Annotated in this window: 17 protein-coding genes; 4 read left to right on the forward strand and 13 right to left on the reverse strand. The window is 66.2% G+C overall.

Annotated features, from left to right (window positions below):
- Nucleotides 1–22 precede the first annotated feature (22 nt).
- On the reverse strand, nt 23–1,255 hold the full coding sequence (locus tag AC56LU_RS01910; protein ID WP_497173898.1) for a 3-methyl-2-oxobutanoate dehydrogenase (2-methylpropanoyl-transferring) subunit alpha: 1,233 nt from the start codon (nt 1,253–1,255) through the stop codon (nt 23–25).
- Nucleotides 1,256–1,451: 196 nt separating this feature from the next.
- Here AC56LU_RS01910 and AC56LU_RS01915 point away from each other — a divergent pair, with 196 nt between their 5' ends.
- Nucleotides 1,452–3,044 (forward strand): EAL domain-containing protein, encoded by a 1,593-nt coding sequence (locus AC56LU_RS01915; RefSeq protein ID WP_497173899.1) that lies wholly within the window; start codon nt 1,452–1,454, stop codon nt 3,042–3,044.
- A gap of 66 nt (nt 3,045–3,110) precedes the next feature.
- On the opposite strand, the gene AC56LU_RS01920 is transcribed toward AC56LU_RS01915, so the two are convergent.
- From AC56LU_RS01920 to AC56LU_RS01940, 5 genes are all read right to left on the reverse strand, one after another.
- Nucleotides 3,111–5,006, reverse strand: coding sequence for a CocE/NonD family hydrolase (locus AC56LU_RS01920; protein ID WP_497173900.1), 1,896 nt, complete (start codon nt 5,004–5,006; stop codon nt 3,111–3,113).
- A 149-nt stretch (nt 5,007–5,155) separates the two neighbouring features.
- Nucleotides 5,156–6,538, reverse strand: a complete 1,383-nt coding sequence (locus AC56LU_RS01925; protein ID WP_497173901.1) for an amino acid permease — start codon at nt 6,536–6,538, stop codon at nt 5,156–5,158.
- A 415-nt stretch (nt 6,539–6,953) separates the two neighbouring features.
- Nucleotides 6,954–9,791, reverse strand: coding sequence for a M16 family metallopeptidase (locus AC56LU_RS01930; RefSeq protein ID WP_497173902.1), 2,838 nt, complete (start codon nt 9,789–9,791; stop codon nt 6,954–6,956).
- Nucleotides 9,792–9,896: 105 nt separating this feature from the next.
- Nucleotides 9,897–10,262, reverse strand: coding sequence for a hypothetical protein (locus tag AC56LU_RS01935; RefSeq protein ID WP_497173903.1), 366 nt, complete (start codon nt 10,260–10,262; stop codon nt 9,897–9,899).
- 98 nt (nt 10,263–10,360) lie between these two features.
- On the reverse strand, nt 10,361–11,530 hold the full coding sequence (locus tag AC56LU_RS01940) for a DUF3616 domain-containing protein (protein WP_497173904.1): 1,170 nt from the start codon (nt 11,528–11,530) through the stop codon (nt 10,361–10,363).
- A gap of 161 nt (nt 11,531–11,691) precedes the next feature.
- On the opposite strand from AC56LU_RS01940, the gene AC56LU_RS01945 reads away from it, so the two are divergent.
- Genes AC56LU_RS01945 through AC56LU_RS01955 form a run of 3 tightly spaced genes read left to right on the forward strand, consistent with a single transcriptional unit; the run spans nt 11,692 to nt 16,948 of the window.
- Nucleotides 11,692–14,403 (forward strand): TonB-dependent receptor, encoded by a 2,712-nt coding sequence (locus AC56LU_RS01945; RefSeq protein WP_497173905.1) that lies wholly within the window; start codon nt 11,692–11,694, stop codon nt 14,401–14,403.
- Between the two features lie 35 nt (nt 14,404–14,438).
- Nucleotides 14,439–15,143, forward strand: a complete 705-nt coding sequence (locus AC56LU_RS01950) for a PepSY domain-containing protein (RefSeq protein ID WP_497173906.1) — start codon at nt 14,439–14,441, stop codon at nt 15,141–15,143.
- Nucleotides 15,128–16,948: a 2Fe-2S iron-sulfur cluster-binding protein gene (locus tag AC56LU_RS01955; protein WP_497173907.1), complete on the forward strand. Its 1,821-nt coding sequence runs from the start codon at nt 15,128–15,130 to the stop codon at nt 16,946–16,948. The genes AC56LU_RS01950 and AC56LU_RS01955 overlap by 16 nt, the downstream gene beginning before the upstream one ends.
- A gap of 32 nt (nt 16,949–16,980) precedes the next feature.
- Here AC56LU_RS01955 and AC56LU_RS01960 read toward each other — a convergent pair whose 3' ends face one another.
- The 7 genes from AC56LU_RS01960 to AC56LU_RS01990 form a co-directional block, all read right to left on the reverse strand.
- Nucleotides 16,981–17,343 (reverse strand): copper-binding protein, encoded by a 363-nt coding sequence (locus tag AC56LU_RS01960; RefSeq protein ID WP_497173908.1) that lies wholly within the window; start codon nt 17,341–17,343, stop codon nt 16,981–16,983.
- A 55-nt stretch (nt 17,344–17,398) separates the two neighbouring features.
- Nucleotides 17,399–18,790 (reverse strand): multicopper oxidase family protein, encoded by a 1,392-nt coding sequence (locus AC56LU_RS01965; protein WP_497173909.1) that lies wholly within the window; start codon nt 18,788–18,790, stop codon nt 17,399–17,401.
- A 15-nt stretch (nt 18,791–18,805) separates the two neighbouring features.
- Complete coding sequence (locus AC56LU_RS01970; RefSeq protein ID WP_497173910.1) at nt 18,806–20,239, reverse strand: TolC family protein; 1,434 nt, start codon at nt 20,237–20,239, stop codon at nt 18,806–18,808.
- Nucleotides 20,240–20,253: 14 nt separating this feature from the next.
- Complete coding sequence (locus tag AC56LU_RS01975) at nt 20,254–20,577, reverse strand: hypothetical protein (RefSeq protein WP_497173911.1); 324 nt, start codon at nt 20,575–20,577, stop codon at nt 20,254–20,256.
- 106 nt (nt 20,578–20,683) lie between these two features.
- The gene (locus AC56LU_RS01980; RefSeq protein WP_497173912.1) at nt 20,684–21,100 is read right to left on the reverse strand and encodes a hypothetical protein; all 417 of its coding nucleotides are present in this window, start codon (nt 21,098–21,100) and stop codon (nt 20,684–20,686) included.
- A gap of 106 nt (nt 21,101–21,206) precedes the next feature.
- On the reverse strand, nt 21,207–22,229 hold the full coding sequence (locus AC56LU_RS01985; RefSeq protein WP_497173913.1) for an amidohydrolase family protein: 1,023 nt from the start codon (nt 22,227–22,229) through the stop codon (nt 21,207–21,209).
- Between the two features lie 188 nt (nt 22,230–22,417).
- Nucleotides 22,418–22,828, reverse strand: a complete 411-nt coding sequence (locus tag AC56LU_RS01990; protein ID WP_497173914.1) for a secondary thiamine-phosphate synthase enzyme YjbQ — start codon at nt 22,826–22,828, stop codon at nt 22,418–22,420.
- Nucleotides 22,829–22,846 lie beyond the last annotated feature (18 nt).

Here is a 22,846-nt window from a genome sequence, read left to right on the forward strand (position 1 = left end):
GCTTGATCGTCACGCGCCATGCTCATACTCCCAGTTCCTGTCGCTGCCGGCGCAGGTGCTCCGGCATGTCCTTGTACACGTCCTCGAACATCGTCGCGGCGCTCGGGGCGCGTTCGTCGCCCAGGATGCCGTGGGACTCGGCCTCTTTCTGGGCCGCGAGGATTTCCGCTTCGAGCTCGGCCTGCACGGCTTCGTGCTCGGCATCGGACCACCAGCCCTGCTTGGTCAGGTACTGGCGCAGGCGCACGATCGGGTCGCCCAGCGGGAAGTGCTGGACGTCGTCCGCCGGGCGGTAGCGCGAAGGGTCGTCCGAGGTCGAGTGCGGACCGGCACGGTAGGTGACCCATTCGATCAGGGTCGGTCCCAGGTTGGAACGCGCGCGTTCGGCGGCCCAGCGCGAGGCGCTCAGGACCGCCAGGAAATCGTTGCCGTCCACGCGCAGCGACGCGATGCCGCTGCCGATGCCGCGGGTGGCGAAGGTGACGCTCTCGCCGCCGGCAATCGCCTGGAAGGTCGAGATCGCCCACTGGTTGTTGACCACGTTGAGGATGACCGGCGCGCGGTACACGTGGGCGAAGGTGAGGGCGGTGGAGAAATCGGATTCGGCGGTGGCGCCGTCGCCGATCCAGGCCGACGCGATCTTGGTATCGCCCTTGATGGCCGAGGCCATGGCCCAGCCCACCGCTTGCGGGTACTGGGTGGCCAGGTTGCCGGAAATGGTGAAGAAGCCGGCGCGGCGCACCGAGTACATCACCGGCAGCTGGCGGCCCTTGAGCGGATCGCGCTCGTTGGACAGCAGCTGGCAGATCATCTCGACCAGCGGCACCTGCTTGGCGAACAGCAGGCTTTGCTGGCGGTAGGTCGGGAAATGCATGTCGCCGTCTTCCAGGGCCAGCGCCTGGGCGGTGCCGATGGCTTCCTCGCCGAGCGAGAGCATATAGAAGGACATTTTCTTCTGGCGCTGGGCGATGACCATGCGCGCGTCGAAGATGCGGGTCTTCATCATGGTGCGCAGGCCGAAGCGCAGCAGTTCGGGTGCGACCTCGGGCGCCCAGGGACCGACGGCGTCGCCGTTCTCGTCCAGGACACGGATCAGGCCGGTCGCGATGTCGCTCGTGTCGAGCGGCGCCACATCGATGGGCGGACGCCGGACGGATCCGGCAGGACTCAATTGCAAATACGAAAAATCGGTCTTGCAGCCCGGGCGGCCGGTAGGCTCCGGTACATGCAGCGACAGAGGCTTACTCTGACTCATAAACGCTTCCCCTTTGTAAGGTGACTTGCGGCAAGCATGATACGGCCAAGCGCCGCGCACACGAAGGCTTTGGCGAACTATTTTCATATTGCTATGCAGCATAGCGGCGCCGGCGACCCTGCGGATTTGCGCGCCGCGCGCGGCGTCTGTAGTATGGACCGGCGCAGCACCCTGTTCATGCCCGTTCGCAGGAATCATGAAAAAAACTGCCGTCGTGCTCTTGACGCTGCTGGTCGCCGGCGCCGGGATCGGCCTGCCGATCTCGCTGGCGATCGAGGAATCCGAGCGTCAGGCGTTCAAGGCCGAAAGTGCGCACGCGCTGGGGTTTGCCCGCGACGTCGTGCTGCGCACAAACGAGACCGCCCGGCAGGTGCGTGCCGCCGCTGAGCGGCTCGCTGCGCATGGGGCCGCGCCATGCGCGCCCGCCAGCATCGACGACATGCGCGAGATCGACCTGGGTTCGAGCTACATCCAGGCCATCGGCTACGTCGAGGGCGACCGCATGCTGTGCTCGTCGATCGTGGGTACGGCCCGCGTGCTCGAACTGGGTCCGCCCGATTACGCCAGTCCGATGGGCGCCATCGTGCGCAAGGACGTGCGTTTTCCGTTCGCGCCGCAGCAAACCTTCCTGGTGCTCCAGTACGGACATGTTGCCGGCATCCTGCATTCACAATTGGCCATCGACACGGCCCGGAGCGAGCCGGACGTGTCGCTGGCTGTCGTATCGCTGGATTTTTCGGAACCGGTCAGTGTTCGCGGCCGAGTCGATCCCGCATGGCTGAAGCGCCTAGGAAACGAGCACGAGCGGGTGTTCGTGGATGCCGGCCAGATCGTCGCCGTGGTGCGTTCGCCGGAATACCGCGTGGCCGGCATCGCCGCGGTGCCGCTGCGCTACATGAAGGTCCGCTCGCAAGAAGCAGAGGGGCGCCTGGTGCCTGCCGGCCTGGCGGCCGGCATCGCACTGACCCTCGCCATCCTGTACCTTGCGCGCCAGCAGATGGCCTTGCCGAAGGCCGTCAAGGCTGCCCTGCGGCGCAAGGAGTTCTTCCTCGAGTACCAGCCGGTGGTCGAACTGTGCAGCGGGCGCTGGATCGGGGTCGAGGCGCTGGTGCGCTGGCGCCGCCCTACCGGCGAGATCGTGATGCCGGACCTGTTCGTCCCGATCGCCGAGCACAACGGCATGATCGGCAAGCTCACGCAGCAGGTGCTGCAGCTGATGTGCCGCGATACCGGTTTCTACCTGGAGGCGCACCCGCAATTTCATATCGGCATCAATGTCGCGGCGGCCGACTTCCATTCGCCCGGCTTCCTCGACAGCCTGCAGCGCATGCTCCGCCACATGGGGGCGAGTCCATCCAGCATCATCATCGAAGTCACGGAACGCGGGCTGCTCGACCCGTTTGTCGCGCGCGAGACCTCGGGCATGCTGCGGCGCCTGGGTTTCGCGATCGCGATCGACGATTTCGGCACCGGCTACTCGAGCCTGTCCTACCTCGAAACACTGGAACTCGATTACCTGAAGATCGACCGCAGCTTCATCGAGGCGATCGGCACCGGTGCGCCGACCAGCCAGGTGGTCGGGCACATCATCCACATGGCCAGGGACCTTGGCTTGCAGATGATCGCGGAAGGGGTGGAAAGCCAGGCCCAGGCGGACTTCCTGCTCGGGCACGGGGTGCAGTATGCGCAGGGATGGCTGTTCGGGCGGCCGATGCCGTTTGTCGACATCGTGCGCCGGATGGAGGAGGGGGCGCAGCAGGAAGCGGCGGCGCTGGACGCCACCGGATAGGCCAGGGGCCGTGCGCCGGCATGCCTGCCGGCGCACGGTTCGCGGGCGGTCCGGGTCAGTGCACGATCAGCGCACGACCGGCAGCTCGATATAACTCTGGTTGCCCGCGTCGTGGTGCAGCGCATTATCCGCGATGACCCCGGCCTTCTCGGTCTCGTTCGGCCCACCGGTATTCAGGTTGCGCACGAATTTCGGGAAGTTCGACGAGGTCACCTCGACCCGGATGCGGTGGCCCGCGCCGAACTGGATCGCGGTGGCGATCGGGGTCGGGCGGATGGTCACCACCTGGCCTGGGCTCATCATCTCGGGCTTATCGAAACCATTGCGGTAGCGGGCGCGGAAGATGGTGTCGCCGATGATCCAGGCGGTGCCGTCCGGTGCCACGTCGACCAGCTTGACGGCGAAGTCGGTGTCCTTCGCGCTCGACGAGACTTTCAGCACCGCGTCGACGAAGCCGGCCACGCTGACCGCTTTCGGCAGCGGGTCGCTGGTGTAGACCAGCACGTCGGCGCGCGCCTCGACCGGGCGCTGATCAAACGCGCCGGGCACGACGATGCCGCCGTTGCAGCAGTCGCCGCCACCGATGGTCTGCACCGGGTTCATCGGGTCGTAGCGGTAGCGGTCGGCAGCTTCGTTCGCTGCCGGCGCTTCAGGCAGCAGGCGGCCGTCGCCATGCAGCGAGTTGGCACGGCCGCCGGAGCGCAGGTACAGGCGCATCGGCTTGGCCCTTTCCGGCGGCCAGGTGCCGGCGTTCCGCCACTGGTTGGCGCCCATCTCGAAGTAGCGCACGTGCGGCGTGGTCGACGGGAAGGCCTTGGTGTCGCCCTTGAGCCAGCGGTCGAACCAGCCGTAGATGGCGCCGTCGACGTCGAAGCTGGTGTCGCCCATGGCGCGCTCGCCGATGGTCGTGTTCGGGCCGAGCCGGGAAAACGCGCAGTGCACGTTCGGCGCCACCACCGCGTACTGGTTGGCGCTGGCTTCCTTGTCGGTGCCGGCCGCGCGTGCATGGTTGAACAGTTCGAGGTTGGGGCCGATCGAGACGTCGTACCAGCTGTTGAACCAGAGCGCGGGCACGCCCCAGCCCATGCCTTCGTGGTACAGGCCGCCCTTGCGCCAGCCAGGGTCGGCCGGACCGCGGGCGATCAGCTGCTCGAAGGTGCCGGCCGGTTCGCCCAGCGAGGACAGCAGCTGGTCGACCGGCAGGTGCTTGATCTGCTTGTTCCAGTCGACCTTCGGCTTGGCCGGGTCCAGGTCGTTGTAGGCCTCGATGCGCGCGCGCATCTTCTCGTCCGTGAGCGAGGCCGGCAGCTCGGCGCGCAGCGGATTGTCGACGCCATACAGCCACACGAAGAACAGGTTGCGCGGCACGCCGCCGGTGTACCAGTTGCCCTGTTCCTGGAAGCGCCCCACCTTGCCGATGCCGGCGCCGGAGGCCATCGGCACCATGGCCGCGTGCGCCGGGTGGTTCAGGCCGGCCAGGGCCAGCTGCCATTCGGCCGACGAGGAGCAACCCAGGGTGCCGACCTTGCCGTTGGACCAGTCCTGCTGGGCGATCCAGCTCAGGGTGTCGTAGCCGTCGGTCTGCGGGTTACCCAGGATTTCCCATTTACCCTGCGAGAAATAGCGGCCGCGTTCGTTCTGGACGATGAAGACATAGCCACGCTTGACCGATTCCATCACGTAGCGCAGGGTGCCGCCCTTGAGCTTGCCCTCGTTGTAGGGCGTCTTCCACAGGATGACGGGAAGCTTGCCCTTGGCGTTCTTCGGCATGTAGATGTCGGTCGATAGCCCGACGCCGTCGCGCATGCGCACCATCACGCTCAGGCGCGACGTGGCGATCTGCGCCAGTTCCTTGTCCAGGGCTTCCTGACTGTACTTGGTATAGTCCTGCGCTGCGACGAACGTACTGGCGTCGGCTGCGAACAGGGCAACGGCGACAACACTGGCGACAATCTTTTTCAAGCTGACTCCTCCGGCTGATGGTGATCGGCAACCGGGCGGCTGATGGCCGGCCCGGGGATGGAGTCATACTTTATCAAGCGCTCGGTTGTTGAGCTAGCGCAAGATGACAATTTGTCTTGCCTGGTATGAAACCTCGCCAGGCTGTCGCTTTATGGCGTCTTTACGAGGGTCGTGGCGGCGCTGCCGCTGCCAGTGCGCAGGCGCAGGCGGTAGCCGAAGGCCAGCAAGGCAAGCCAGGCGGGAATCAGCCAGACCGACATGCGCAGTCCCGGCGTCAGGTACATCACCACCACGATGCCCAGCAGGAAAACCAGGCACAGGTAGTTCGTGAGCGGGAACAAGGGGCTGGGGAAGGCGGTGGCCTGGCTGGCAGCCGCCTTGGCGCGGCGGAAGCGCAGGTGGCTCCAGCACACCATGCCCCAGTTGATGACCAGCGCGGCCACGGCCAGGCCCATCAGCATGCCGAAGGCATCCCGGGGAATGAAATAATTGATGCAGATGCAGATGCCCGTGGCGATCGCCGACACCGCGAGGGCCGCGAGGGGCACGCCGCGTGTCGACACCTTGAGCAGGGCGCGCGGGGCGTTGCCCTGTTCGGCCAGGCCGAACAGCATGCGGCTGTTGGCGTACACGCAGCCGTTATATACCGACAGCGCGGCCGTCAGTACCACCAGGTTCAGGATGTTGGCCACGACATTGCTGTCCAGGGCTGCGAAGATCAGCACGAAGGGGCTGCCGCCGGTGACGACTTTCTGCCACGGATACAGCATCAGGAGCACGGCGAGCGCGCCCACATAGAAAATGGCGATGCGCCAGATGGCCTGGTTGATGGCGCGCGGGATGGTGCGGCCGGGATTGTCCGCTTCGGCGGCGGTGATGCCGATCATCTCCAGGCCGCCGAAGGAGAACATGATCACCGCCATCGACAGCGCCAGGCCGGCGAAGCCGTTCGGGAAGAAACCGCCGTGCTGCCACAGGTTGGCCACGCCGGCCTGCGGGCCCGCGGTGTCGCTGATCAAGAGGTAGGTTCCGAACAGGATCATGCCGACCACCGCCGCCACCTTGACGATCGAGAACCAGAATTCGAGCTCGCCGAAGGCCTTCACGTTCATCAGGCTCAGCAGGTTGACGAGGACGAAAAAGGCGAGCGCCGACACCCAGGTGGGGATCTCGGGAAACCAGTACTGGACGTAGATGCCGAGTGCGGAGAGCTCGGCCATGCTGACGAGGATGTACATCACCCAGTAATTCCAGCCGGAGACGAAGCCGGCCATCGGGCTGCCGTACTTGCTGGCGAAATAGCCGAACGAGCCGGCGACCGGCTCGTCGACGATCATCTCGCCGAGTTGGCGCATGATGAGAAAGGCGATCAGCCCGGCAATGGCATAGCCGAGCAGGGCGGAGGGGCCGGCTTGCTGGATGGTCTGGGCGACGCCCAGGAACAAGCCGGTACCGATGGCGCCGCCGAGGGCGATCAGCTGGATGTGGCGGTTCTTTAAGCCACGTTTGAGTTCATGCTTCGCGTCGTCCATCGTCGGCCCTAAGGAAAGTGTTGCCTTAAAGCCAGCGATTCTACTGCAAGGAAGGCGCGCCGGGCGAATCGTGTTGGATCAGCATCGAATCGTAGGGTGGGCGGGTCACCCGCCCACGTGTTCAGCCAGTGCAAGCGTTACGGCAAAGCGTCCGATGGTTGAACGCGCGGTCGGCGGAGCCGACCACCCTACGAAACATCAGAAGCGGCGATAGCCGCCGCGGCCCATAGGGAAACGTTGTGCGGTCTTGCCGCCGAACTTCTTCCAGAGCAGGCCTGCAATGGCCATCAGGATCATCTTGCGCATGCTGTTCTCCATTCGTAAAAAGGTCGCCGCGCAGCGCGCGGCCTTGCAGCTACCTTAACAAAAACGGCGAATAGCGGGCGCATGCCTGCACCAGCCGCGTGGTTGGCGATCAGCGGGCGATCAGCACCGGCTCCTCGAAGCCCAGTTCCTTCATCCGCGGCAGCTGGGTCTTGGCGTCGCCCACCACCAGCCACACCATCTTCGACGGGTCGAGATATTTTTGCGACAGGGCTTGCACCTGCGGCAGGGTCATCCCCTTGACGATCCGTTCCCGGTCCTTGACGTAATCGGCGCGCCAGCCGTACTTGCTGATGTTGTCGAGCATGTCCAGCTTGGCCGCCGCGGTCTCGAAGGCCCGCGCATTGCTCTTGACCAGGAAGTTCCTGGTGGTTTCCAGGTCGGCCGCCGAGTAGGTGGGGGCGTAGTCCTGCAGGATCTGCTTCACCAGCTGGGTTGACTCGAGCGTGACATTGCTGCGCACGCCGCTGGAAATGATGAAGGGGCCGGCCGCCTTGCTGCCGCTGAAGCCCGAGCGGATGCCGTAGGTATAGCCCTTGCCTTCACGCAGTTCCTGCGTCAGGCGTGATGCAAACCCGCCGCCGCCCAGGATGTAATTGGTCACGGTGGCCGGGTAATAGTCCGGATCGGTCGCCGCCAGCGCGCGGTAGCCGATGTGCAGCACCGATTGCTTGGCGTCGGGCACGTCGACGAAATACACCTTGGCGGGCGCCTGGCCGCTTGCCGGCGTCGCCGCGGGCAAACTTACCTGCCTGGCTTTCCACTCGCGGCCGAGTCCGGCCAGCGGGCGGGTCACGGCCGCTTTCGGCAGCGCGCCGATCACGTGCATGCGCGCGTTCGACGGCGACAGCTTGGTGCGGTAATAGGCCTTCAGGTCGTCGATGCCGATCGCATTCACGCTGGCGGCGGTGCCGAGGATGTTGCGCGAACGCGGGTCGTCCTTGCCGTAGATGAGCTTGTTGAAGTTGCTGCTGGCCAGCGCGTTCGGATCGGCTTCCTGCTGGCGAATCTGGCTCAGTACGCTCTGCTTGACCAGGGCGAATTCCTTCTCGTCCCAGCGCGGCTCCAGCAGGATTTCCCGGACCAGGTCGAGGGTGGCGTCGTAATTGCGGGCAAGGGTCGTCACGGCGATGCGCACGTCTTCCTGGCGCGCAAACACATTGATGCTCGCGCCCAGCCCCTGGATGGCTTCCTCCAGCTCTTGCGGGGTCTTGCGCGCGGTTCCCTGCGTCATCATGCGCGCCATCAGGTTGGCCACGCCCACCTTCTCGGGCTGGTCGAGCAGCAGGCCGCCGTCGATCGCGATATCGAACTGCACCAGCGGCACCTCGCGGTTCTCGATGCCGAGCACGCGCATGCCGTTCGGCAGCGTCGCATTCCACACCTGCGGCACTTTCACCTCCGGCGCGGCGCCGTATGGCGGCTCCTTGCTGCGGTCGAAGGAGGAGGCGGTGCGGGTGTACTCGGCATTCTTGCTGGCGTCGACCGCAGTTTCGGCGCCTTGCACCACCTGCTCTTCGACCACGTCGGCTTTCGACGAGCCGCTCAGCGTGAGCGCCAATTTGCCTTTCGGGACGAAACTGGTGGCAACGTACGGCTTGCCCTTGATATAGGTGTCGTACACGCGTCGCACATCGGCGGCGCTGACTGCCAGTGTCTTCCTGACGCTTTCCTCGACATAGCCCGGATTGCCGGTCAGGTAGTTGTATTCGGCCAGCAGGGCCGATTTGCCGAGCACGCTGGACACCGAACTGTAGAAGCGGGTCTCGAGGCCGGCCTTGATGCGGTTCAGGTCGCGCTCCGGGATGCCTTCGCGTTCGAACTTGGCGAATGCCGCGTCGATCGCGCTCGCCACCTGGTCGAGCGGCTTGCCCTCGAAGGCGCGCACGCGCAGCATGAACTGGCCGGCGATCTCGGCCGACTGGTTGCTGATCTGGACATTTGGCGCCAGCTTGCCGTCTTCGACCAGCACCTGGTAGAAGGGTGCGCGCTTGGTCTGCGACAGGTACTCGGCCAGGACTTCCAGCGCATAGGCGTCCGGGTGCAGGTCCTCGACGGTCGGCCAGGCCATGTTCAGCTCGGGCAGCTTGGCGAAATTGTCCTCGTGGGCCAGCTTGACGGTCCGTTCCAGCTTCCCCGGGCGCTTGGCCAGCGGCTTCATCGGCGCGCCGCGCTTGATCTCGGCGAAGTATTTCTCCACCCATTTGCGGGCCTGGGCCGGGTCGAAATCGCCGGCGATCACCAGGGTCACGTTGTTCGGCACGTACCACAGGCGGAAGAATTCCTTGACGTCGTCGAGGGTGGCGTTCTGCAGGTCGTCGAGCGAACCGATCACCTGCCAGTTGTACGGATGATCGAGCGGGTACAAGGCCTTGTTGATCACGTAGCGGGTGTGGCCATAGGGGGCGTTGTCGACGCCCTGGCGCTTCTCGTTCTTGACGACCTGCTTTTCCTTGGCCAGCACCGGGTCGGTGACGGTATTGATGAACCAGCCCAGCTTGTCCGCCTCGGCCCAGATCATCTTCTCGAGCGCGTCCTTGGGGACGGTCTGCAGGTAGTTGGTGCGGTCCGTTGATGTCGAACCGTTGGCGCCGGAGCCGCCGATGCGGGCGCTCATCTTGTCAAGGCCGCCCTTGCCCAGGTGTTCGGATTCCAGGAACAGCAGGTGCTCGAACAGGTGGGCGAAGCCGGTGCGTCCGGCTTTTTCGCGTGCCGAGCCCACGTGGGCGGTCAGGTTGACGGCCACCACCGGATCGGAACGGTCGACGTGCAGGATCACATCGAGGCCGTTGGGCAGAGTAAACTTCTGGTAGTCCACTTTCAGCCCGGCCGCCGGCGCGGCCGTGGTGGTCTTGGCAGCCTGTGCCGGAGTCAGGACGGCCGAGCCGAAACACGCGGCCAGCAACAAGGGCAGGGGAGACATCTTCATGCGGGAGATCCTTGGAATGTTTCGACGCCGGCAACACGGCGGCGTGTGTCGGATAGTATTGCAATTTCCTGATTGCTACAACGTGGCGAGCGCGCCATCGCCTTTTTAGCCGGGCATGACCATGAAGGCGAATACGCCCCCGGCCGAGGCGCCGACCATCAGCAGCAGGAAGCCCGACATGCGCGCCAGCGAGCCCAGGCGGCGGCCTTGCGGACGGCTGCGCAGCAGGTAGAGCGGGATGCCGAGCGGGGAGATGCCCACCACCGCAGAGCTCATCCAGCGCGAGCGGCGGAAGCTGCGCGCTTCGCTGTCCAGGCGGTACCAGTAGTAGGGCAGGAAGTTCAGCAGGAAGGCGGACAGCAGTGCCCACCAGGCCGGCATCCGGACATGCTGGGCGCCATACAAGGCATCGGCCATGCCGCAGGCGAACATGAGCGCGAGCAGTGCGCGCAGGGTATTCTTGGGAGTCATTGCACTGAATTCGAAGCGAGGGCGCGAGAATAGCACCCGCACCGGGGCACGAAATTCAACAAAAATCACGGGCGTGCGGAAATTTTCAGAAATCTGCGCTATTTTGCAGGCTTGGCGGTTTTGCTTGCCTTGCCGCGCTCCCGGGGCGGCAGCGTAAAGACGTCCGCCACCAGGGTGCTGTCGCCGATCTGCCGGCCGGGCGAAGCGGAGTCGTGCACCACCAGCAGCGCGTCGGCGCCGTCGCGGTCGACCGCATACAGGGCGATGCCTTCCGGATGGTCGACCCCACGGCCGAAAGGCAGCTCGAGGACCCGTTCCAGTTCCTCGGCGGCCACCACGCATTCCTTGCCGGGCACGGCGGCGCCGCGCCAGCGGAACAGGCTCACCGGGCCGTCCAGGTCCATGGTCGGTCCGGCCAGTATCAGGATGTCCTTGCCCTGCACGCACAGGTCGCGGATCCCGAGTCCGCCCAGGTCGAGGAAGTGCTTGGCGTAGAGGCGGCCATCGTCATGCACCGGCGCCAGGCGCAGCCGTCCGGGCTGCTCGTCGTCCACGAGCGCCACTTCCACCACCATTGCCCAGCCGCGCAGCACCGGGCCGCGCAGGCCGAGCAGCAGGTGCTTGCCGGCCACCGCCACGCCTTCGATGTCGAAGCCGTTGTCCTTGCCGGGGACGGCGAGGAAGGGGCCGAGGTGCTCGTCCTGGCGCAGCAGGGCGGTCAGTTCGTTGCCGTGCTCATCGCCGCGCAGCAGGGCGGCGCTGCGCGTCTTGCCCTTGTGGCTGGCTTCCTTTTCCAGGGTATAGCCGTCGCCGTCCGGCACCACCGGGATGCGCGCCAGCAGGTAGCGGTTGCCGTCGGCGCTCACGCTGGCCAGGCGCTTGTGGGCCTTCTTCACGCCCTCGTCGCCCTTGGGCTGCTTGCGCCGCAGGCTGTGCGAACCGGCCAGCCACAGGTACTTGCCGTCGCAGGCCAGGCCCTCGATGTCGGCTTCGTTGATATCGTCCTGCGTCTCGCCGTGCGCCGGCAGCGGCAGGTCGAGGAAGTCGTGCAGCGCGTACTGGCGGTGCTCGCCGGCGAAGCTGCTGCGCCCCGTGCTGTCCTTCTCGCACACGGTCAAGCGCTCGAGGCTGACCGATTCGTCGTTGGCGAGCCACAGCGAGCTGCCCATGCGCAGGGCCACAGACAGGCCGTCGCGCAATTCCTTGCCGTAGCAAAGCTCGTCGCGCTCAGGATGGAATTCGAGGAGAACGATGTTGGAGGGATGCATGCGGGTCACCGGGCAGCGTGCGATAGTGCCGGGCAACAATAGCATGCGAACGCCGCGTGTGGCGCTCAGCAGTGTGTCCACCGCTATATTGACGCCACTTTATATCTCACGTGCAATAAAATGAGTCGTGCGTCGTCAAAAAAATGAAACCCGGAGGGTAAATGGCTTACAAGTACATCCCAGCAACCACTGCCGCGCTTGCACTGATGCTGGTGCAGCAGGGCGCGCACGCACAGCAGGCAGCGACGACTGGCGGCCCATCCTCGGGTCCGGGGATGGAACGGGTCCAGGTCACGGGCAGCCGGATCAACCTGCGGCAGGAGCAGATTTCGGGCGTGGGCCCAGTGACGGTGATCGATGCCGACGCCATCCAGCGTTCCGGAGCGATTTCGATCGAGACCCTGCTGCAGCGGCTGCCGTCATCCGCCGGCGCCGCGGGCAGCCAGTCGAGCGCCTACTGGACCAGCAACGGCTACGGGACCACACAGGTCAACTTGCGCGGCCTCGGCATCGACCGCACACTGGTCCTGCTCAACGGGCGCCGCGTCGTCTCCGGCGGGACGGGGGCCAACAGCGCCGTCGACCTGAACATGATTCCGGTGGCGATGATCGAGCGCATCGAAGTGCTCAAGGACGGCGCCTCGGCGATCTACGGCGCCGACGCGGTCGCCGGTGTCGTGAACATCATCACCAAGCAGGCTTTCGATGGCGTGGACGCGGCGGTCCGTTACGGCAAGACCGATCGCGGCGACGGCGCCGAGAAAGCGGTCGACCTGGTGTGGGGCATGCGCGGCGAGCGGGGCTCGCTGGTCTCCTCCCTGAACTACGCCGAAAGCGAAGCGGTCAACCTGGCCTCGCGTGCGCCCTGCGCGCTGTTCGAGGAAGACGGAGAACTGGTCTGCTCGGGCAGTTCGTCGACCATCGGCGGCCGCGCCCGCCTGGCGGATGGCCGCCGCGTCAACTTCAACCAGGATCCCAACGGCGATCCGCGCGGCTACGAGACCTACAGCGCGGCCAGGCATGCCTACAACGGCAACCCCTTTCTCAACGCGGTCAACCCGATCAAGCGGATCGGCGTCAGCGCTTTCGGCAAGCTGCGCCTCAACCAGCAGGTCGACCTGTTCACCGAACTGATGTTCACGAACCGCAAGTCCCGACAGCTGGCAACGCCGGGCACCATCGGTGCTTATCGGCCGATCAACATCGCGGCGAACCACCCGACCAATCCGACCGGCCAGAACCTGACGCTGGAGCGGCGCCGCGTGGCGGAGGCCGGTCCGCGCCACTTCTTCCAGGAGACCAACACTGTCCGCGTGGTCGCCGGGCTCCAGGGCCAGCTGGCCGATTCCTGGGACTGGTCGGCATCGCTGAACTGGGGCCGCAACACCGGTGTCGACGGGATGACCAACATCATCAACCTCGACCGCGTCGATGCGAGCCTGAATGCCGCCACCTGCGGTACAAGCCCGACGGCCGCGCCTTGCGGCAACTACCTAGGCTATGGCAAGCTCAGCCCGGCGGTCCTCGACTACATCCACTTCACCACGCGCGACCACGGCGGCAACGACCAGAAGAGTTTCAACGCCAGCATCAGCGGCGAGCTGTTTTCGCTGCCGGCCGGTCCGGTCGGATTCGCCTCGGGCTTCGAATACCGCCGCGAGCAGGGCTGGCGCGATCCGGACAGCCTGATCGTCGCGGGCGCCGCCAACACGCCCGCCATGGATCCGATCGCCGGCGAATACAGCGCGCGCGAGATCTTCGCCGAGCTGTCCGTGCCGCTGCTGGCGAAGCTGCCGCTGGTGCAGGCCCTGAACCTGAATGCCGCGGCGCGCTACTCCGATTACAGCCTGTTCGGCTCCCAGGGCACCTACAAGCTGGGCCTGGACTGGCAGCTCATCCCGTCGCTGAAACTGCGTGCGAACCGCTCCACGGCATTCCGTGTCCCCAACGTTCCCGAGCTGTTCGGCGGCGTGTCGGAGGGGAACCTCACGACCACCGACCCATGCAACAACTGGAATACCTTGGACCCGAATTCGGCGGTCTACAAGAACTGCCAGGCGTCCGGCGTGCCGGTGGGCTTCCGCCAGTTCGGTCCGTCGATCCTGACCACCGGCGGGGGCAATCCGAAGCTGGCGCCGGAAGAAGCCGACACCTTCACGGTGGGCGCGGTATGGACGCCCGTAAAATCGCTGACCCTGACGCTCGACTACTTCAAGATCGACATCGATAATGCGATCGAAACCGTGCCGGGGTCGACCAAGCTGGCGGTGTGCTACAACACGCCGGGGCTGGACCACATTTTCTGCAACCCATCGAGCTTCACGCGCGATCCGCGTACCGGGGAAATCAACTTCCTGTCGTCGCAGCCGGCCAATGCGGCCCAGCAGCGGGTGTCGGGGATCGACCTTGGCGCCTTGCTCGACTTCTCGCTGTTCGGCTGGACCTCGTCGCTGCAGGCCGATGTCTCGCGCCTGAACCGGTTCGATGTCGCGCCTTTCCCAGGCGGCGAGCTGATCGAGTATGCGGGCAAGATCACCGGTGGCCGCGGCAGCTACGCGCAGTGGCGCTCCAGCGCGAGCCTGACGATGGTACAGGGGCCATGGTCGGGTTCGTACACGGTCCAGCACATCGGCAAGGCCGAGGATATCAACGCCGCACCGGAAGATATCGGCGCGCGCGCACCGAGCGTCCTCTATCACAACGCCAGTGTCAAATACGCCTTCGGCAAGGCGATGGCGATTTCCTTCGGGGTCGACAACCTGTTCGACAAGCGCCCGCCGTACATCCAGAGCTGGACCGACGGTAATACCGACACGATGACCTACGACCTGCTGGGGCGTCGCTGGCACGTCCGCCTGGGTTACAGGTTCTGAGCTCCGGCCGGGTAACTCATCACACTGTCAATACTATGCAATCAGCTTTCTGGGTGCGCCGCGCGCACAAATGGATCGGTCTGGTCATCGGGGTGCAGGCCCTGTTGTGGATGATCAGCGGCCTCTACATGGTCGTGGTGCCGCTCGATGTGGTCCATGGCGACCATCTGGCGCACGTGCCGACCGAACAGCTGGCGCCGTCCAGCGCACGCATCACGCAGGCGCAGCTCCATGCGGACCATCCGGGCATCACGTCGGTCCGCATGAAGCGCCTGCTCGGCCGGGAAGTCTACGAAATCAGGCAGGGCAAGACGACGAGCCTGGTCGATACGGCGAGCGGCAAGACCATCAGTCCGCTCGACCGGGACAATATCGCAGCGCTGGCCGACGCCGCCTACGTGGGGGAGGGCAGCATCCGCGGCATCGAGTGGGTTACCAGGGCGCCGCAAGAGATCGGCGCGCGGCCGGCGCCGCTGTGGGCCGTCCATTACGACGAGCCCGGCAAGAGCACGCTGTATTTCTCGCCCTATTCGGGCGACCTGGTCGCTCGGCGCCATGAGCTGTGGCGCTGGTTCGACTTCCTCTGGATGTTCCATATCATGGACTATGAAGAACGCGAGAACGTCAACAATACGCTGCTGCGGGTCGCGTCGATCAGCGGCCTTGCGTTTGCGTTGAGCGGCGTGTGGCTGCTGTTCTACAGTTTCCAGCGGAGGAAAACGGCATGCGTCTCTGGATGAGAAAGCTGCACAAGTGGGTCGGACTGGTCATCGGGATCCAGTTCCTGCTGTGGATGTCGAGCGGCGTGATGATGAGCCTGCTTGATGCCGACAAGGTGCAGGGACGCGAGTTCCGCATCAAGCCGCCGGCGCCCGCCGGCTGGCCGGCCGCGGCGCTTGGTCCCGATGCCGTTCTCGCCGCAAGCGCCGACCAGGTCATGGCGATCACATCGGGCTGGCTGCTCGACCGCCCGGTGTACCGCCTGCAGAACGACAAGCGCAGCTGGCTGGTCGGCGCCGCCGACGGCCGTATCGTGGCGGTCGACGCGCCGCTGGCGCAGGCGATCGCGCAGGCGTCCTATGCGGGTCCCGGCAAACCGGCAAGCCCGCGCCTGCTGAACTACACGCTGGAGACGCGTGCGCACAAGGAGCCGGTGTGGCGGGTCGACTTCGCCGACGCCGACGACACCTCGGTATACGTATCCAGCGTGTCCGGCAATGTGCTCGAGCACCGCAACAGCACCTGGCGGCTGTTCGACATCTTCTGGATGCTCCACATCATGGATTACAGCGAGCGCATCGACTTCAACAATTCGCTGCTGGTGTCGAGTGCGATCGGCGGCCTGTGGATGGCGTTGACGGGCGTCTGGCTCCTGTTCGCGAGCGTACGCCTTGCCGAGTTCGTGCCGGGGCGCTGGCGCCGGCGCCGCAGCGTGAACCTGCTCGGCGACGATGGCCGCGTGGCGCGCTCGATCGATGCGGCCGAGGGCGACACCGTGTTCCGGGCACTGGCGCGCTCGGGCCTGCAGCTGCCGTCGAACTGCGGCGGCGGGCAAAGCTGCGGACTGTGCGAAGTCCGCTGCGTCGGCCAGGCGCCCGCGCCCACGGCGGCCGACCGGGCCTTGCTGTCGCCGCGGAAGCTGGAGGCAGGTTACCGGCTGGCCTGCAACCTTCCGGTGAAACGCAGCCTCGACATCGCGGTGGCGGACACCGCCGCGCTGCAGGAGGAGCATGCCGCCACGGTCACCGGGATCAAGGCGCTGACCCCGTTCCTGCGCGAGATCACGCTGCGGCCGCAGCGTTCGATCCGTTGTCGTCCCGGCGCCTATGTGCAGGTGCATGTGCCGGCCTATGCGCGCGAGGCCGGCCAGATCGACATCCCGGAGCATCACCGCGAGGACTGGCGCGCGCTGGGTGACCTGGGCGGCCCGGCGCAACTGCGCAACGATGCACCGGTGCGCCGCTGCTACTCGATCTCGGTTCCGGTCGAGCAGATGGACGGCCAGCTGTCCTTCCTCGTGCGCTTCATGCCTGGAGAACGGCCGGGCCGGGGATGCGGCTACATGTACACGCTCAGGGAAGGCGACGAAGTCCGCTTCAGCGGGCCGTTCGGCGACTTCGCGCTCAAGCCCGGCAGCCGCGAGAAGGTATTCATCGGCGGCGGGGCCGGCATGGCGCCGCTGCGCGCCATGATCCATGAACTCCTCAACAAGGGCGCCGGGGAGCCGCTGCATTTCTGGTACGGTGCGCGCAGCCGGCGTGATGCGCCCTATGTCGAGGAGATGGAAGCGTTCGCCAGGCGGCATCCCAACTTCCGCTGGCAGCTGGTGCTGTCGGAGGCGGCAGCTGAAAGCGGCGAAGGAGGAGAACAGGCGCGCCTCGTGCACGAGGCGGTCCGCGACGGCCTGCTGCGCGGGCGCGGCGACATCGCGTCGCTCGACTTCTACGTGTGCGGCCCGCCGGCAATGCTCGACGCCACCCGCAGGATGCTGCGCGAGATCGGCGTGGACGATACGCAGGTCGCGTTCGACGATTTCAAGGTCTGATTCCCGCCGCGGCGGGAATCAGGGAAGAAAGCTTACAGCGCCTTCTGCAACTGCACGATCGTCACCGCGCCGTTGACGCGATCGGCGGCGAACCGGACCTTGTCGCCGACCTTGACCTGGTCGAGCATCGCCGCATCCTTCACGCGCAGCACCATGGTCATCGCGGCCATGCCGAGGTTCTTGATCTCGCCGTGGCGCAAGGTGATCTTGCCGGTCTCCTTGTCGATCTTCTTCACTTCGCCATCGGTCAGTTCTGCCGCGGGAGCCGCTTCATGGCCGGCGTGGCCGGCATGGGCGCCGTGCGCGCCGTGTCCAGCATGGCCGTCCTGCGCGGATGCGATGGCGCTTGCTGCGCTCAGCACGATGGCCAGGGTCAGGGTCGAGAATGCGTTCATGGTGTTTCCTTTCGTTGAGTCGGTTCAGTTGTAGTGCTTGGAAATCCTGGGCTGGTCAGTGGTGCCCCTGGTGGCCCCTGGGTTTGCGGACCGTGACTTCGACCTCGGGCGTTTTTGCCGCGGGCATCGACCGGCCGCCCGCATCCTGGCTGCGCACCGCAGCCGGCGCCTCACCCTTCCATTCGTAGGCCACCGTTCCTGCCGGGTGCTTGTACCAGCCCGGGTCCTTGTAGTCGCCGGCCTTCTGGTCCTTGCGCACCTTCAGCACCGTGAACATGCCGCCCATCTCGACGCCGCCGAAGGGGCCCTGGCCGGTCATCATCGGCAGCGTGTTGTCCGGCAGCGGCATTTCCATGTCGCCCATCGAACCGCCTTTCTCGCCCATGACCATGTAGTCCGGCACCAGCTTCGTGATCTTTTCGGCGACGCCGCGGTGGTCGACGCCGATCAGGGTCGGGACGTCGTGGCCCATGGCGTTCATGGTGTGGTGCGACTTGTGGCAGTGGAAGGCCCAGTCGCCCGGCTCGTCGGCGATGAACTCGATCGCGCGCATCTGGCCCACCGCCACGTCGGTGGTCACTTCCGGCCAGCGCGACTCCGGGCGGGTCCAGCCGCCGTCGGTGCCGGTCACTTCGAACTCGTGCCCGTGCAGGTGGATCGGGTGGTTCGTCATGGTCAGGTTGCCGGTGCGGATGCGCACGCGGTCGCCCTGGCGCACGTTCATCGTGTCGATGCCCGGGAAGACGCGGCTGTTGAAGGTCCAGATATTAAAGTCCAGCATCTCGTTCACGCGCGGCGTATAGCTGCCCGGCTCGATGTCGTAGGCGTTCAGCAGGAAGACGAAATCGCGGTCGACCCGGTGGTGGGCCGGATTCTTCGGGTGCGTGACCCAGAAGCCCATCATGCCCATCGCCATCTGGACCATCTCGTCCGCGTGCGGGTGATACATGAAGGTTCCCGGCCGGCGCGCGACAAACTCATAGACAAAGGTTTTTCCGGGCTGGATGCCGGGCTGGGTCAGGCCCGTCACGCCGTCCATGCCGTTCGGCAGGCGCTGGCCATGCCAGTGGATGCTGGTATGTTCCGGAAGCTTGTTGGTCACGAAGATCCGGACACGGTCGCCCTCGACCACTTCGATGGTCGGGCCCGGGCTCTGGCCGTTGTAGCCCCACAGGTTCGCCTTCATGCCCGGTGCGATCTCGCGCACCACGGGTTCGGCGATCAGGTGGAACTCCTTGACGCCATTGTTCATGCGCCAGGGCAGCGACCAGCCATTCAGGGTGACGACCGGGTGGTAGGGGCGGCCGTTGGGCGGCGGCGGCGGCGGTTGCGTCGCTGCGGATGTCATGATGGGCGCTTCCGGCAGCGTGGCCGCGCCGGCGCGGCTCACCAGGCCGGCGCCAACCAGTGCGGCGGCGCCAGTGAAGAAATCTCGACGAGAACTCATTGCTTGTTTCCTTGTTTAGTGTGCCGGGGCAGCGGCTTGCGCGCTGGCGCCGCCAGCCATGCCGACCGTGGCGCCGCCGCTGCCGTTGATGGCAGCCTGCAGGTCGGTGTCGGCGATCCAGTAGTCGCGCTGCGCCTCGATGGCCGCGTTCACGCCGCTGATTTGCGCGCGTGCGTCGGCCAGCAGTTCGAAGACGCTCATCAGCATCCCGTTGTAGCGCAGCAGGGTCTCTTCCGAGATCTTCTTGCGCAGCGGGACGATTTCGTCGCGGTAGTGCCTGGCCACGTCGTAGCTGGTGCGGTAGGCGGAATACGCTTCCCGCACCTGGGATCGGGCCGTGATCGCGGTATCGGCGGTGCGATGCACCGACTGCATGTAGAGCGCCTCGGCTTTTGCGATGCGGGCTCCGCCCCAGTCGAACAGCGGCAAGGCAAGCTCGATCTCGTAGCCGTTCTCGCGTGGCTCGCCGGATTTGCTCGAGTTCACGTAACCGCCTTCGAGCACGTTGACAAAGCCGGTTGCCTTCGACAGGCCCAGCGCGCGGGCGGTCGCTTCTGTGCTCAGCTTCGCCAGCCGGACGTCGAGACGCTGCTGCATCGCGAGCGACTCGATATTGCCGGGCTCGCGCGGTGCGCCTGGCAGATCGGGAAGCCTGTCGGGCAGCTGGAATGCCGTATCCGCTCCCCAGACGCCCATCAGCCTCGCCAGCTGCTCGCGCGCCGCCGTCGCATTGTGGCGCGAGCGCGCCAGCTGCGCACTCGCTTCGGCGGAGAATGCCTGTTCGCGCGCCTGGTCGAGGGCGCTCAGGTTGCCGACTTTCGCCATGCGCGTGGCCAGTTCGGCGCTCGCCTGGGCCGCTTCGCGCACCTGCTCCGCGTAGCGGGCCGTCTGCGCGGCCGCGACCGCATTGAACCAGGCCTTGCGCGTGTCCGCAGCCGTGCGCACCGCCTCGGTAGCGGCAACCAGCTTCGCACTGTCGAAGCGGCGCCCTTCGATGTCCCGGCGCAGCGGGATCGTGAGGAGCCCGACCAGGTCGAACATGACGCTGCGTTCGATCTCGGTTTCGCCGCCGCCCGAGGTGCGGCCAAAGCTGAAGGAGGGATTCGCCATGCGGCCGGCCTGTACCAGGTCGGCTTCGGCAACGCCCAGTTCGGCAAGCGAAGCACGCAGGCCGCGGTTGTTCAGCAGGGCGACGCGCACGGCACTGTCGGCGGACAGCGGCTGCCTGAGCAGCGCAGACAGCTCGGCCTGGGCCCCGGTTTCCGCAGTGGTGCCGCGCGGAAGGCGGATGTCCTGGCCGATCCGCTCGGTGGTCATGGACGACACGGCGTCGAGGCCGCCGTCCCTGGAAAAGCTGGCGCAACCGCCCAGGGTGAGGGCGATGGCGCCGATCGCGATACTGCGAAGGGCCGGGCCGCGAAAGGCTGGGTGTGATTGTCTTGTTCTCATGGGTCGGCTCCGGCTCAGTGATGCTGGTGGTGGCCCTTGGCGGGAGCGGCCGGCGCCGCCTTGCGCGGCGCATCCTGGACAGGGGCGGGGTGACTGCCGTGGCCAGCGTGGCCTGCCTGGCCCGCCACAACATCGTTGGCAGCGCGCCACGCCTTGTCCGGCGGCTGCGCGCCGTTCGCGGGCGGCGGCTGGTGTTCGGTCAGCACGGATGCATACACCGTCGCAGGAACGGCAGCGGACGGATCGGTCGGGTCGGGTGACCGGGCCGCTTGCTGGGCCTGGGCGCCAAGCGCAGCAACGGACAGGGCGGAAAGAGCCGCCCAGAGCTTGAGTTTCATTGTTCAATCCTCGAAATCGGTCAGGAGGTACGCAGGCGCACCAAACTCCAAGACGCATCGCAGGCGCGGCGATGTGCCGGCGCGAAGGCTTGGTCGACTAAGCGGATTACTGCCGTGGAGGTCGTTGCGGGCCGTCGGGGATGAAACCGCCGGCCAGCTCGGCGGAAGCGACAAGGACCGCTTCCGATCCATCGAAGCGGGGAACGGAGAGCGAAGAAGAGGGCGGCGCAACGGCGCCGATACAGAATGCCGAGCATGCACTGCAAGACGAGTGCGAAAGCTTTTCGATCCCGCTATCGGAAGAGTCGCCTTGCGCCGGGGCGTCGGCAGGGTCCATGGCGTGCATGCCATGGTGCGCGTGCGGATCGTCGGCCGCGGCGTGCGCCGCGTGCTTGGCCGCCGGCGCCGGGCTGGATTGTTGCTGAACCGGCGCGCAGGACATGTTGACGGACGCAGCCACCGCATGCAGCGGAAGCGCGGCCATCAGCAGCCATACCAGCAATGTCGTGAGCAGACGGTTCATAGGTGCGGCGAGTATAGCACGACGGTTTTCGCGTTGTAACAGGTTCAAGCCCGGGCAAAGCGTTCCGGCATCGGTGAATTTGTAGCCGAATGTAAGTGTGGCCGGGCTAGCGCAGGTAGGAGGCGACGTTGCCCGCAATGCGCCCGAGCTCCGCCTCGGTCAGCGGCAGCGCGCGGAACGCCGCCCAGGCCTCGCGCGGTTTCATGTTGGTGGGCGTGGCCGCATCCGACCCGTACAGGATCTTGTCGATGCCCACCATGCGGATGCGCTCGACCATCTCGCGCGCGTGAAGCGGCGACATGTCCGGGGTGGCGATGGAGGCGACGTCGAAATACAGGCTGCGGGTGTTCGGGTCCTTGCGCGCCGCCGCCTCCGCGAACACCCGCATCACTTCGTTGGACGGCGGGTCGTCGTAGCCGGGGCCGGCACCGGCGAAATGCGCGACCTGCACCACGATGCCGGTCGCTTCCGGCATCAAGTGTTCCATGAAGGCGCGCGCCTGCGCTTCGCCGTAGGGGCGCTTGAGCGAGATCGAGGCGCGCATGTGGACCGCGATCGCCATGCCGTGCCGGTTGGCGGCGCGGAATACCTCGCGCAGGCGGGCGGCGTGCTCGGGCTTTTCCAGCTGCACGTCGGAATTCCCGAAGTGCATCTTGATCCCGGTGCGCAGCTGCGGGTGCGCCGCGCAGCGCTCCAGTTCGGCCAGTGCGTAGTCCTTGAGCGGGTTGAAGCCGCAGAAGGCGCGCAGGCGGTCTGGATACCTGGCCACCTGGGCGGCGGTCCAGTCGTTCTCCGCCTTCACCTTGCCGTATTCGTCCTCGACCACGCGCGCGGGCCGGCCGTACATATAAGCGGTCGACATGACGGCGGCGCGGTGGATGCCGGCGCTGTCCAGCAGGGCGATCAGTTCGGTCACCGGGATCTCGCGCAGCGCGTCCGGGCCGGGCTTGGGCGCGATGAGGGCAATGATGGCGGGGCTGAACAGGTGCTGGTGGTGGTCGGCGGCGGCGACGAGCGGAGCCGGCGCCGCCGGGACGGCCGTGCCGGCCAGGTTGGCGCAAGCCGTGACGAGCGGCAGGACAAGCAGCAGGGCTGCCGTGCGGCGCAGCGTGGCGAACGGGCGGGACATGACATACCTCGGGAGGATCGACGAGGCCTCAGACTAGCGGGTGGCGCCCGCGCTGTCCACGACAAATGGATACATATATCGGCCGGAATCTCGGGGCCGTTTTCTCTGCGCCACGCGGGTGCAGCGTCACGACCTGCATGCAGTGTAATGAAAGACGCGGCTCCGGACATCCCCCACGGCGGGGGTAATCATAGAACGGTCACCACCACGCGCCGCAGGTGCGGGGCGGTGCGGTGTTCGTACAGGTAGATGCCTTGCCAGGTCCCGAGCAGGAGGCGGCCGTCGCCGACCGGAACGCCCAGGGACGACCCGGTGAGCATGTTGCGCACGTGGGCCGCCATGTCGTCCGGACCCTCGGCATCGTGGCGGTAAGCCGGGTCGCCGTCGGGCGCCAGGCGCGCCAGCACGGTCTCGAGGTCGCGCCGTACATCGGGGTCGGCGTTCTCGGTGATCAGGAGCGAACAGCTGGTGTGCTGCACGAAGACGTGGGCCAGGCCGCATTGCACGCCGGAGGCGCGCACAACATCGGCCACGGCGGTGGTGAGGTCGCGCGTGCCGCGCCCTGCTGTCTGGATCTCGAGGATGGTCTGGTATGCCATATCCGGCACAGCCTAACA

The organism is Telluria sp. PB2R4 (assembly GCF_059685695.1).